At 49.4% G+C, this 12,540-nt stretch carries 9 protein-coding genes and 1 pseudogene; 9 read left to right on the plus strand and 1 reads right to left on the minus strand.

Annotation, left to right across the window (positions count from 1 at the left end):
- Positions 1 to 52 precede the first annotated feature (52 nt).
- From galU to cysC, 9 genes and pseudogenes are all read left to right on the plus strand, one after another.
- A complete protein-coding gene (galU, locus tag L2731_RS12770) occupies positions 53 to 937 on the plus strand; it encodes a UTP--glucose-1-phosphate uridylyltransferase GalU (protein WP_249253455.1) in 885 nt (294 codons plus the stop codon).
- An 87-nt stretch (positions 938 to 1,024) separates the two neighbouring features.
- Positions 1,025 to 1,908: pseudogene (gene rfbA, locus L2731_RS12775) on the plus strand (glucose-1-phosphate thymidylyltransferase RfbA).
- 344 nt (positions 1,909 to 2,252) lie between these two features.
- Positions 2,253 to 3,416 carry a nucleotide sugar dehydrogenase gene (locus tag L2731_RS12780; RefSeq protein ID WP_249253456.1) on the plus strand — a complete coding sequence of 388 codons (1,164 nt, stop codon included), beginning with the start codon at positions 2,253 to 2,255 and terminating at the stop codon, positions 3,414 to 3,416.
- 41 nt (positions 3,417 to 3,457) lie between these two features.
- Entirely contained in the window at positions 3,458 to 4,465 is a 1,008-nt protein-coding gene (locus L2731_RS12785) for an NAD-dependent epimerase (protein WP_249253502.1), read from the plus strand.
- Between the two features lie 176 nt (positions 4,466 to 4,641).
- The gene (locus L2731_RS12790) at positions 4,642 to 5,385 is read left to right on the plus strand and encodes a phosphatase (RefSeq protein ID WP_249253457.1); all 744 of its coding nucleotides are present in this window, start codon (positions 4,642 to 4,644) and stop codon (positions 5,383 to 5,385) included.
- Positions 5,386 to 5,749: 364 nt separating this feature from the next.
- Positions 5,750 to 6,655: a sulfate adenylyltransferase subunit CysD gene (cysD, locus tag L2731_RS12795; RefSeq protein WP_249253459.1), complete on the plus strand. Its 906-nt coding sequence runs from the start codon at positions 5,750 to 5,752 to the stop codon at positions 6,653 to 6,655.
- Positions 6,656 to 6,730: 75 nt separating this feature from the next.
- Complete coding sequence (cysN, locus tag L2731_RS12800) at positions 6,731 to 8,140, plus strand: sulfate adenylyltransferase subunit CysN (protein ID WP_239884948.1); 1,410 nt, start codon at positions 6,731 to 6,733, stop codon at positions 8,138 to 8,140.
- A gap of 65 nt (positions 8,141 to 8,205) precedes the next feature.
- Positions 8,206 to 9,933, plus strand: a complete 1,728-nt coding sequence (locus L2731_RS12805; RefSeq protein WP_249253461.1) for an SLC13 family permease — start codon at positions 8,206 to 8,208, stop codon at positions 9,931 to 9,933.
- Positions 9,934 to 9,995: 62 nt separating this feature from the next.
- Positions 9,996 to 10,631 carry an adenylyl-sulfate kinase gene (gene cysC / locus L2731_RS12810; RefSeq protein WP_249253463.1) on the plus strand — a complete coding sequence of 212 codons (636 nt, stop codon included), beginning with the start codon at positions 9,996 to 9,998 and terminating at the stop codon, positions 10,629 to 10,631.
- A gap of 131 nt (positions 10,632 to 10,762) precedes the next feature.
- Here cysC and L2731_RS12815 read toward each other — a convergent pair whose 3' ends face one another.
- Entirely contained in the window at positions 10,763 to 12,229 is a 1,467-nt protein-coding gene (locus L2731_RS12815) for a capsule assembly Wzi family protein (protein WP_249253465.1), read from the minus strand.
- Positions 12,230 to 12,540 lie beyond the last annotated feature (311 nt).

Here is a 12,540-nt window from a genome sequence, read left to right on the forward strand (position 1 = left end):
TTGTAAAAATCCTCTTATGGGGGGTTGTCTGTTTTATCATATTGGATTTTTTATGAAAGTTGTTATTCCTGTTGCAGGTCTTGGTACGCGCATGTTGCCTGCAACCAAAGCCATACCGAAAGAGATGTTGCCACTAGTTGATAAGCCACTCATTCAATATATTGTTAATGAGTGCGTATCAGCTGGTGTGAAAGAGATTGTATTGGTAACTCATGCGAGTAAGAATGCTATCGAGAACCATTTTGATACTTCCTATGAGCTTGAGTCTACGCTTGAGAAGCGTGTAAAGCGTCAGCTACTGGACGAGGTGCAATCAATTTGCCCCAAAGATGTGACCATCATGCACGTGCGCCAAGGCGAGGCTAAGGGACTTGGGCATGCTGTATTGTGCGCAAAGCCATGTATTGGTAATAACCCCTTTGCGGTAGTGTTGCCCGATGTGATCTTGGACGAATATACGGCTAATCAAAAAACTGAAAATTTGGCGGCAATGATCAAGCGCTACAAAGGCACTCATGTTAGCCAGATCATGGTAGCACCAGTACCGGAAAATGAGGTGAATAAATACGGTATAGCCGATTGCAATGGATCGGTAATAGCTCCTGGTGAGTCTGCTACGATAAAAGCTATGGTCGAAAAGCCTGCGGTCGATGAGGCGCCGTCTAATTTAGCGGTTGTAGGGCGTTACGTTTTGTCTGAAAAAATATGGGAATTACTAGCCAAAACGCCTGCAGGTGCGGGAGATGAGATCCAGCTTACTGATGCAATTGATATGCTGATTGAGTCAGACCAAGTAGAAGCATTTAACATGACTGGTCGCTCTCATGATTGTGGTGACAAACTTGGTTATATGACGGCGTTTGTGGAGTATGGATTGCGTAACGAAAAACTGGGTAGCGCCTTCCGCGCACAATTGCAAAATCTGCTAAGCCAGTAGTCTCTGCTAAAATAAAAATGCCCATCTTAGTATACTAAGGTGGGCATTTTTGTTTTCTCTATTTTCATTATTTAACAGGAATCAACTATGAAGGGCATCGTACTGGCTGGTGGCACTGGAACCCGTCTTTATCCAATCACCCGAGGTGTCTCTAAGCAGTTGCTGCCCGTGTATGATAAGCCAATGATCTACTATCCATTGTCTGTGCTGATGCTGGCGGGGATCCGCGATATTCTTGTTATCACTACGCCTGAAGAAAGGCTACTATTCCAGCGTTTGTTGGGTGACGCAGTGATTTGGGCATTGCTTTATCTTACGCAGAACAACCAAAGCCTGAAGGAATAGCGCAGGCATTTATTATCGCTGAAGATTTTATTGGTGATGATTCTGTTTGTCTGATACTTGGCGACAATGTGTTTTATGGCCAGGGCTTTAGCGAAACCTTAAAGCGGACTATGTCGGCATTTAACTCAGAGAATCAAGCGGGGGCGACTATTTTTGCCTATCAAGTGGAGCAGGCCGAGCGTTTCGGTGTGGTTGCATTTGATGCAGACTTTACGGCGGTCTCGATAGAAGAGAAACCGAGTAGCCCCAAATCAAATTGGGCGGTAACTGGGCTCTACTTCTATGATGATCAGGTCGTCGACTTTGCTAAGCAGTTAACTCCGTCAAAGCGAGGTGAGCTTGAGATCACTGAGATTAACCAAGTCTATCTCAGGCAAGGTCAGCTTAAGGTGGAATTACTGGGACGCGGTTTCGCCTGGCTCGATACCGGCACATTCGATAGCCTACAACAGGCATCTGCCTTTGTGCAGACGATAGAGACGGTACAAGGTCTAAAAGTGGCTTGTCTTGAAGAAATCGCCTGGCGTAATGGCTGGTTAAGTGAAGTAGATATTCAGCGCCTTGCCAGGCAGATGCTTAACAATAGCTATGGCCAGTATCTCATGTCTTTGTTGGCTAGTAAGTGAAGAGTATAGGTAAAAATTATACTGAATTAAATTGGTGAGTAGTTGTTGAAAATGGCTAGGTGGTATTCAAAGTTTAAATGAGCTTAGTGCGTATAACTATTCTCTTTAGGTGTATGTCAGCTATTTACCACACAGAGACTATTGATTATCGGTATTGACCTGTACTAATTTCACGCCTGATGTTTTTCGATAGCTAATTTTCTCTATGACGTGAAGTTTGAATAAGTTTAAGTTGCATACTATTTATACTGGCTATTAATCACTAGGTTATAATGTTTTTGCGCGGTTTTAGGCGCTAGATTAACCTGGTGTTGTATCTAGCCGTAATACTTTTAGGAAGATGAATGAAGATAGTGGTTGTTGGGACTGGGTATGTTGGCTTATCGAATGCTGTCTTGCTGGCGCAGCACAATCAGGTTTGGGCGCTTGATATATCTTCACAAAGGGTGGCAATGGTTAATGCAAGACGTTCGCCTATCGCCGATGAGCTTATTGAAGAGTACCTAGAGAGTAAAAAGTTACAGCTAACGGCCACAACCGATAAAGCTGTTTCTGTTGGTGCGGATTACGTCATTATTGCGACGCCAACCGACTATGACCCCAAGACCAATTACTTTGATACGAGTACGGTTGATGAGGTGGTACAAGACATTATTACCTTAAATCCATCTGCCTGTATTGTTATCAAATCAACCGTGCCTGTTGGCTTTACCCGAGCCTTAAGGAAGAAATATAACTCTGCGAATATCATGTTCTCGCCCGAATTTTTAAGGGAGGGAAAAGCCTTATACGATAACCTTTATCCTTCCAGAATTGTCGTTGGCGAGCGCTCCGAACGAGCGCAGCGATTTGCTGAACTGTTTGCCCAAGCGGCGTTAAAGCCTGACATTCCATTACTCTTTACCGGGAGTACAGAAGCCGAAGCGATTAAGTTATTTGCTAATACTTATCTGGCGATGAGAGTAGCTTATTTCAATGAGCTAGATACCTATGCCGAAAGTCATGGATTAGATCCTCGGCAGATAATAGATGGCGTGTGCCTTGACCCCAGAATCGGAGGCCACTACAACAATCCTTCATTTGGTTACGGTGGATATTGTTTACCCAAAGATACGAAACAACTCCTCGCTAATTATGATCAGGTTCCCAATAATCTTATCGCTGCCATCGTAGATGCCAATCGTACTCGCAAAGACTTTATTGCCGATGCCATCATCGCCAGGAAACCAAGGGTAGTTGGTGTGTATCGCTTGATTATGAAGGTTGGTTCCGATAATTTCCGAGCCTCTGCCGTACAGGGGGTGATGAAGCGGATAAAGGCTAAAGGGATCGAAGTGGTGGTTTATGAACCTGTACTTGAAGAGGAGTCGTTTTTCCACTCACGGGTGATACGTGATTTAACTGAGTTTAAGGCCGTTTCCGATATTATTCTGTCCAATCGTACGGTTGAAGAACTCGCGGATGTGAGTGATAAGGTTTATACCCGAGATCTTTTTGGCAACGATTAAGCATGTCGCGTACCGTCTTTGAGCTGTGTGAGAACAATAATATGAAGTACTTGGTTACTGGTGCGGCCGGTTTTATCGGCGCTAGAGTATGTGAACGTTTATGTGAGGCTGGAGTTGACGTTCAGGGCATAGATAACCTCAATGATTATTACGATGTGAAGTTAAAGCGCGCTAGATTAGATAGGTTGGCTGGTTATCAACATTTTGCATTTAAGCGTATTGATCTGGCTGACAGGGATACCATGGCTGAGCTCTTTGCTAAAGGTGATTTTGACCGGGTGATTCATTTAGGTGCTCAGGCCGGTGTTCGTTATTCGATTGAAAATCCATATGCGTACGCGGACAGTAACCTTATCGGTACACTTGCTGTGCTGGAGGGCTGTCGGTTACATGGTATAGAACATCTGGTTTTTGCCTCTTCCAGTTCGGTATATGGCCTTAACAAGAAGATGCCCTTTGCAACATCGGATTCTGTCGATCATCCCGTCTCTTTCTATGCAGCGACTAAAAAAGCTAATGAAATGATGGCGCATAGTTATGCTCATCTTTACGGACTACCAACAACAGGACTGAGATTCTTCACTGTGTACGGGCCTTGGGGGCGTCCGGATATGGCCCCCATGCTATTTGCCGACGCTATTACCTCGGGTAAGTCTATCAAGGTGTTTAACCAAGGGGACATGAGTCGGGATTTTACCTTTATTGACGATATTGTCGAAGGCATCATAAGAGTGGCAGATAAAGTGCCACAGAAGCGGATTGATTGGAGTGTCGAGCAAGGCTCACCCGCGACCAGTAGTGCCCCCTATCAGATTTATAATATAGGCAACGGTAATCCTGTGCGTCTGCTCGATTTTATCAGCGAGCTGGAAATCGCGCTTGGGCAAAAAGCGGATAAGATGATGTTGCCCATGCAAGAGGGTGATGTTCAAGCTACCTGGGCAGATACCGAGGATCTCTTTAACGCTGTGGGGTACAAGCCACAAGTGAATATACGCCAAGGGGTCAAAGCCTTTGCCGCTTGGTTTAAGGATTATTACAAAAAGTAAGTGCAACGGCTGATTGGGACAAGGATTAACACGCTTGGTTTTGGGCGAGTGGTATGCGTGACTAGCATTCTAAGAGATTAAGAACAAATCACTAGCTTCATAGAGTGATGGAGAAAACTCGGGTAAGGGAGTAGACTGGTTGGCCTGTGTTATGTCTAGTCTAGTGGAACTCGCCAATGAAGTTTTTTGTTGATGTTCATGCTCATACCATAGCTTCTACTCATGCCTATAGTACGGTTCATGATTACCTTGCCATTGCGAGAGAGAAGGGCATTAAGCTGTTTGCCATTACCGATCATGGACCAGACATGGCCGACGCACCTCATTTTTGGCATTTCGTTAACATGTGCGTCTTGCCTCGGATCGTTAATGGTGTCGGTGTACTTAGAGGCATAGAAGCCAATATCAAGAATGAGAATGGCGATATTGATTTCTTCGGCGATTATCTGCAGACGCTGGATATCGTGTTGGCTGGTTTTCATGAGCCTGTTTTTCCGCCATCGACTCAAGCTGCGCATACTGAGGCTCTCGTTAATTGCATTGAAAGTGGCAATGTCGATATCATCAGTCATCCTGGCAATCCTGCTTATCCCATCGACATTAAGCGTGTCGCAGAAGCGGCCGCAGCCCATAATGTTGCCCTTGAGATAAATAACTCCTCATTTTTGACCTCGCGGCAAGGCAGCCTGAAAAACTGTACGGCAATTGCTCGTGCAGTAAAAGAGGCTGGAGGCTATTTGGTCTTGGGATCAGACTCACACGTTGCCTTTAGCCTAGGCGGCTTTGATAAAGCGATTGAGTTAATTCAAGAGGTTGAATTCCCTATTGAGCGGATCCTGAATCATAGTCCCAAAGCCCTGCTGGAGTTCTTAACGTCAAGGGGCCATAAAGGGTTGGATGAGTATGCGAGCATTGTTTAAGGGGCGATGTTTCAATCATGAGGAAAAGTCTCGAATGAGTAAAACAGCAGTTGAACGATTGCTCATGTTTAAGTGAGGCTGCCGACCCTCGACCCTCGACCCTCGACCCTCGACCCTCATTCCTTAATTTTCAATCTCCAAGCATCTCGACTTCTATTCCATCTTCTCTTCGATTACTTGTTATTTCTTTTTGATATAAATAAATTAATATTTATAACTTCTAAAACGACTCCGTGCTGGTATTATCCTGTTTAGGCCGATTTTTGGTTAACCATGCTTAGATTTTATGTTGAATGAAATGTAGAGTAGGTTGGCGTGTTGGTTAATAGCAATTTGATAACATTGGAATAAAACGGAAAACCCTATGTCTACACAGCAAACCCATCTTAAACAACTCGAGGCTGAATCGATTCAGATCATGCGGGAAGTTGCCGCAGAGTTTGAAAACCCTGTGATGCTCTATTCCGTGGGTAAAGACTCTTCTGTGTTGCTACACCTGGCGCGCAAGGCCTTTTATCCTGGCAAAATTCCGTTTCCTTTACTGCATGTCGATACCAACTGGAAGTTCAGGGAGATGATTGAATTTCGCGATCGCATGGCAAAGCAGTACGGTTTTGATCTCATAGTGCATAAAAACCCCCGTGGCCTGGAGATGAATATCTCGCCCTTTACCCACGGCAGTGCCAAACATACGGATATCATGAAGACCGAAGGGCTTAAGCAAGCCCTCGATATGCACGGCTTCGATGCCGCTTTTGGTGGCGCGCGCCGCGATGAAGAGAAATCTCGTGCTAAGGAGCGGGTCTACTCGTTTCGTGACAGCAAGCACCGCTGGAATCCTAAGAACCAGCGCCCGGAGCTGTGGAATATCTACAACGGTAAGGTCGACAAGGGCGAGAGTATCCGTGTATTCCCGCTGTCTAACTGGACCGAGCTGGACATCTGGCAATATATCTATTTGGAGAATATTGAGATCCCATCGCTTTATCTTGCCGAGCCGCGTCCTGTGGTGAAGCGCGATGGGACGTTAATCATGGTCGACGATGATCGCATGGAGCTTGAACCCGGTGAAACCGCAGAACATAAGATGGTGCGTTTTAGAACCTTGGGCTGTTATCCGCTGACCGGCGCCGTCGAATCTCAGGCGACAACCCTGCCGGAAATTATTCAAGAGATGCTGCTTTGTACCACCTCAGAGCGACAGGGGCGGGTGATCGATAACGACTCCGCCGGCTCGATGGAAAAGAAGAAGATGGAAGGTTACTTCTAACTCAAGGCTTTGAGGTTTTAAGCACCCACGGCCCATAGGCCAGGTACGCAGCAGATAACGAATACGAGAAACACCATGACTACTGAAAACACATTATTGCAGACTGACATTGAAGGTTACCTAAAGCTTCACGAAAACAAAGATATGTTGCGTATCTTGACCTGTGGCAGCGTGGACGATGGTAAGTCGACCCTGATCGGACGCTTGTTGTTCGATAGCAAGATGATCTTCGAAGATCAGATGGCGGCCATTGAGAAAGATTCTAAGCGTTTTAACACCACAGATGAGGCTTTTGACTTGGCCTTGCTGGTTGATGGTTTGCAGTCAGAACGAGAGCAGGGGATCACTATCGATGTGGCCTACCGCTATTTTGCCACCGAGCAGCGTAAATTCATCATTGCCGACACCCCAGGCCACGAGCAGTATACCCGCAACATGGCTACAGGCGCCTCAACCTCTGATCTGGCGATTATTCTGATCGACGCCCGTCACGGGGTGCAGGTACAGACCCGTCGTCACAGCTATATCTGCTCACAGCTTGGCATTAAGCATGTGATCATTGCCATCAATAAGATGGACGCCGTCGGCTATGACCAGGGTATCTATCAGGGGATCAAGAAGGCTTATCGTGAGTTTGCCAAAGATCTCGCCTTTACCGACGTGCGCTTTGTGCCGATCTCGGCGCTTAAGGGCGACAACGTGGTGAACGAAAGCGAGAACATGACCTGGTACCCGGGCTCAACGCTGATCAAACTGCTCAATACAGTTTCTGTGGAGCAGGACAGAAGCGAGTCATTCCGTTTCCAGGTGCAATATGTCAATCGTCCAAACCTCGACTTTAGAGGCTTCTGCGGCACGGTTGCGTCGGGTGAGATCCGTGTCGGCGATACGATTGCCGCCTTGCCATCAGGTAAAGAGAGCCGCATCAAGTCTATCGTCACCTTCGATGGTGAGCTTGAAAAAGCGGTGGCGGGGCAGGCAGTAACCCTTACGCTCACCGATGAGATAGATATCAGCCGCGGTGACATGTTGGTGCGTCCTCACGATAAACCCAATTCGACCACTCATTTTGAGGCCGATGTGGTGTGGATGACTGAAGAACCCTTGTGTGTCGACCGAGAGTATGCGCTCAAGTTAGGCAGCAAGGCGGTATACGGTTATGCCGATGCCATCAATTACAAGGTGGATATCAATCACCTGACCCAGCATAGTACCCAGCAACTGGCGCTGAACGAGATGGGTAACTGTCACTTCTCGGTCACCGAGCCTGTGCAGTTTGATGCCTACGACGACAATCGTGCAACGGGCGCCTTTATCATCATCGACAGGCTCACCAATGTGACTGTGGGCGCGGGGATGATCCGCAAGGCGATCGATGCAGGCAAGGGCAAGCAACGTGAGATCTCCGCCTTCGAGCTTGAGATGAACGCCTTAGTGCGTAAGCATTTCCCGCACTGGGGTGTTAAGGATATCTCCAAGGCATAAGCGAATCTAAACCGATGCTGCTCGCATTAGCGCAGCAGCATGATGCCGGATCAAGATAGGATACTATGACATTTAACGCTTATCTCACCATTGCCATCTTTGTCGCGACTATCGCGGGCTTGGTGCGTTTTCAAAACCGGCCGGCGCTGGTATTTGGCGTGACCCTGCTGGTGTTGGTGGCGTTTAACCTGGTGACTAAAGAGCAGCTACTCTCCAGCATGTCGAATCCGGGTTTGGTCACCTTGGTGCTCTTGATCCTCTGCTCTTTTGCGCTGGAGAAGACCCGGCTATTGCGGGTCATCGCCTCTAAGGTGATTGTGAGCGGTTATCGCACCACCTGGCTGCGTCTGTTTGGCATGACGGCGCTGAGCTCTGCCTTGCTCAACAATACAGCTGTGGTGGCCACCTTGTTGTCGCCGATCCGTAATAACCCCCATCATGTAGCAAGTAAGTTATTACTACCGCTTTCTTATGCGGCAATTCTGGGGGGCACACTGACCCTGGTCGGTACCTCGACCAACTTAATCGTCAACAGTATGGTGATTGATGCATCAGGTCAGTCGCTCTCTTTCTTCTCTTTTACAGCCATAGGAGCCTTGCTGGTTGTGGGCTGCGGCCTGGTACTGCGTTTGGTGTCACGCTGGCTGCCCGATATCGCCCACCAGGAGACCTGCTCTAAAGGTTATTTCATCGATGCCAAGGTGGTCGAGGGCTCAGAGCTCATCGGCCGCTCGGTAGAAGATAATGGCCTGAGACATCTCGAATCGCTGTTCTTAGTTGAGGTGGTGCGAAACGGGCGCCTTATCAGTCCGGTCACGCCCACCGAGGTACTGCAACTCGACGACAGACTAATCTTCAGCGGCGATATCACTAAGGTGATGCAGCTCAGCCAGTTCTCAGGCCTTGAGATGTTTGCCGAAAAAAATGGTCTGCTCGACACTAACCTCACCGAAGTGGTGGTGAAACAGGAAAGTGTGCTGGTGGGCAAGACCATGAAGAAGGCAGGCTTTCGCGCCCTGTTTGACGCCGCTGCGGTGGCCATTCGCCGTGATGGCGAAGAGATCTCCGGTAAGCTCGGTGAGGTGCAGATTAAAGCCGGTGACTTTTTAGTGCTGGCGGTCGGTAAGGACTTCCTTACCCGCCACAACATCAGCAAGAACTTTATCGTGATCAGTGGTGTTGAGCCCGAGACACGTATCAACGGCAAGAAGGCCTGGATCTCCATCGGCGGTTTCGTGCTCACACTCGTCCTGGCCGCCACCGGTGTGGTGGAGATGCTGCAGGGGATGCTGCTATTACTGGGTGTGTTGATCTTCAGCCAGTGCCTCAATGTTAACGAGGTGGTGCGCCGTTTCCCGGTGGATATCTGGCTGGTGGTCGCCTCGGCCATCTTACTCTCTCATGCCCTGGTCAATAGCGGGGTGGCAGAGATGGTTGCCAATTGGGTGGAGGGCACTGCGGACAAACAGCATCTGATGTTGGCCCTGCTGCTGGTTTATTTGGCGACTTGGCTGATGACGGAGCTTATTACCAATAACGCCGCCGCGGCGCTGATGTTTCCCATCGCCTACAGCATTGCCCTGGGCTTCGGGGTCGATTTCCTGCCATTTGTGATGACGGTTGCTTTTGCCGCCAGTGGCAGCTTCATCAGCCCCTATGGCTATCAGACCAACCTCATGGTGTATAACGCAGGTCGCTATCGCCTGATGGATTTTGTTAAGGTGGGCGTGCCCGTGAGCCTGACCTATGGTGCCATCGTCTTGCTGGCCGTACCTGTGTTCTTCCCGTTTTAGGCGATAGATGAGATACCTCATCTATGCCAATTGTTTTGCTGTTAACCTGTTAAGGAAAGCCGATGTCCCCCTATAATACTGTCGATGTTCATGTTAAATCTAGCGATGTTCAGTGGCATCAGGCCAGCGTATCTCATGAGGAGCGTGAGCAGGCCAACGGCCATCAGGGGGCCGTGCTCTGGTTTACCGGCCTGAGTGGTTCAGGCAAGTCGACTGTGGCTAATGCGGTCGATCGTCTGCTGCATGACAAGGGCTGTAAGACCTATGTGCTCGATGGCGATAATGTGCGCCATGGGCTCAATGGCGATCTCGGGTTTTCCGATGAGGACAGGGTAGAGAACATTCGCCGTATCGGCGAGGTGGCCAAGTTGTTTGTCGATGCCGGGACTCTGGTGTCGACCGCCTTCATCTCGCCATTTGCCGCCGATCGTCAGCTGGTGAGAGATCTCTTGTCAGCTCATCAGTTTGTCGAGGTTTTTATCGATACGCCGCTGGCGGTGTGCGAGCAGCGCGATCCCAAGGGGCTCTACAAGAAGGCGCGCGCCGGAGAGATAAAACATTTCACCGGCATAGATTCGGCCTATGAGGCGCCAATGAGCCCAGAGGTGCACGTCAAGACCGCCGAGCAGTCTGTGGAGCAGTGCGCGCAGCAGGTGGTGGACTATCTCGCTCAGCAGGGGATATTGTCTATCGCCTAAGTCTTTGGGGCGGCGATGCAATAAGCCTGGCGCTTGTGTCATCCAATCTTATATGGCGCCGAAGCTACTCGGCGCCATAATCATCGACTCTTTTCCCCTATCCAAGCCCTTGCATTAACATAATTTTCGGTTTAGAAGCGCCTCTCCCACAGGGCATACAGGCTGGTGTCCCAGTCGTGACCGCCGTTATGGACAAACTGGCGATAACTCACAGTGCCGCCGAGCTTGAGCGTGCCCTGTTGCCAGGGTCTGTGGTAGCTGGTATCGAACTGATAGACACGCTCATATTCACCGGGGGAGACGGGGTTGCCGCCGGTGTCATTGCCAGTGTCGATACCATCGGTGTTGAGCCTTAGCCAGCGCAGCTTATTGGTGATGCTGTGGCCGTCGCCCAGCTGGGTGATACCGCCGAGGACCAAGGTCTCTGAATCGTTATCATAGGTGCTGCCCAGACTCCTGCCGTAGTAGCGATAGCCACTCTGGTAGAAGCCATGCTCGTAAAGACAGTTATAGGCATTAGGGTCGATGCCACAGGCCACCTTGGTATCTGCATATTCGATAAAGACTCGTGTGTTAAGTCCTTGAAGCATGAAGTCTATGCCCCCCAAATTGGCCGCATTGATCAGCTTGTTCTTGTCATGGTGATAGTCTTCATGGGTTCGCTCGAAGTAGATGCCATAGGGAATGCCGAAGGCGGTGTCGGACCAGCGAAAGTCATAACCCGCGAGCATATTTTCCTGGCCGTTATCTATCTCGTTTTCTGATTTCCCGCCGTTAAACAGACCATCCCACCAGTCACTTAGGCTGTTGCCATAACCCTCGCCGCCCCACTGCATGGTCCAAGAGAAGCCGACCTCCAGTTTTGAGATGGGTCTAAGTGTGCCACGGGCGCCCCAATGTTTGGCATCGGGTACGAAGCGGTCGCTCTCCATCTGGCTGAAGCTGGTGGTGAAGGTCCAGGGGCCTACCCAGCTTAGCCAAGGTGATTCGAAGGCGGCGCTGTTGTTACGGCTCAAGGTAATGCCCGGCATAGGTCGGGCGTTGGTGGTCTGAAGCAGGCCCGTGTCCCAGCCCGGCCCCCAATATTTTTGCTGCGCACCGGCGCTGATGATCCAGTTGCCCAGGCTGATGGCGGCGAAGCTGTTATCCAGTCGGCTGCTGTTACCATCTATGGGGTCTTGATGGTAGCTGGCCGAGAGGCGTCCGCTAAACCACTCCTTTGTGACCTCCAGATCCACCTTGGCTTCAGCCTTATCTCGATAATCATGACCAAAGCCCAAGAAGCGTGCGCTGTCTGTGGCAGCGCCCAGGCCGATACGGGTACTGACACCTCGATGGTCTCTGGCATAGGCGCTCATGACTCTGTCGTAGGCCGCCCCTTGAGCAGGGGAGAGGTCGGGCAACTGGGCGTTATCGAGATCTTGTTTGAGCCCCGCCCACATCAGGGGATAGGTGGTTACCGGCTGCTTAATCACCCCAGTATCGGCGAGCAGTTGAATGTCGGCGCGCAGGGGCAGGTCTGTCGGTTCTATCCACCAGGCGGCATAGGCCGAATGGCAGCTAATCAGTAGGAGGGGAACGGTTAGGTATCGCTTCATCAGGTCATCTTTATCGGTTGAACTTTTGCGCGAATATTATGATTAATCGGCTAATTAACAAGGGAAATATCGATATGTGCTAAGTAAATCAAGTTGATTGGTTTCTTTGTGTTGCTGAGGTGACTTTTAGGTAACCTAAGGGTGAGTTCAGGGTGATGGATTTGCATGAGTATGAGGGTGAAAGGTTATCGGTTTGTAACTCGCTTTTCGGCTAGCTAACAAGCTTGGAGGAAAGTTGAATACGAATGCAAGGCGAGGGGAAAGGCTTTTCACCGCCGCGCCGCTAGCTTAGTATCTTTTACGAAAAGTAT

The sequence above is a fragment of the Shewanella aquimarina genome (genome assembly GCF_023349185.1).
Classification (GTDB): domain Bacteria; phylum Pseudomonadota; class Gammaproteobacteria; order Enterobacterales; family Shewanellaceae; genus Shewanella; species Shewanella aquimarina.

What these genes read in the sequence shown, in the direction of transcription:
- galU (WP_249253455.1), top strand. Translation starts at nt 53, where the DNA reads ATGAAAGTTGTTATTCCTGTTGCAGGTCTTGGTACGCGCATGTTGCCT.
- L2731_RS12780 (WP_249253456.1), top strand. Translation starts at nt 2,253, where the DNA reads ATGAAGATAGTGGTTGTTGGGACTGGGTATGTTGGCTTATCGAATGCT.
- L2731_RS12785 (WP_249253502.1), top strand. Translation starts at nt 3,458, where the DNA reads ATGAAGTACTTGGTTACTGGTGCGGCCGGTTTTATCGGCGCTAGAGTA.
- L2731_RS12790 (WP_249253457.1), top strand. Translation starts at nt 4,642, where the DNA reads ATGAAGTTTTTTGTTGATGTTCATGCTCATACCATAGCTTCTACTCAT.
- cysD (WP_249253459.1), top strand. Translation starts at nt 5,750, where the DNA reads ATGTCTACACAGCAAACCCATCTTAAACAACTCGAGGCTGAATCGATT.
- cysN (WP_239884948.1), top strand. Translation starts at nt 6,731, where the DNA reads ATGACTACTGAAAACACATTATTGCAGACTGACATTGAAGGTTACCTA.
- L2731_RS12805 (WP_249253461.1), top strand. Translation starts at nt 8,206, where the DNA reads ATGACATTTAACGCTTATCTCACCATTGCCATCTTTGTCGCGACTATC.
- cysC (WP_249253463.1), top strand. Translation starts at nt 9,996, where the DNA reads ATGTCCCCCTATAATACTGTCGATGTTCATGTTAAATCTAGCGATGTT.
- L2731_RS12815 (WP_249253465.1), bottom strand. Translation starts at nt 12,229, where the DNA reads ATGAAGCGATACCTAACCGTTCCCCTCCTACTGATTAGCTGCCATTCG.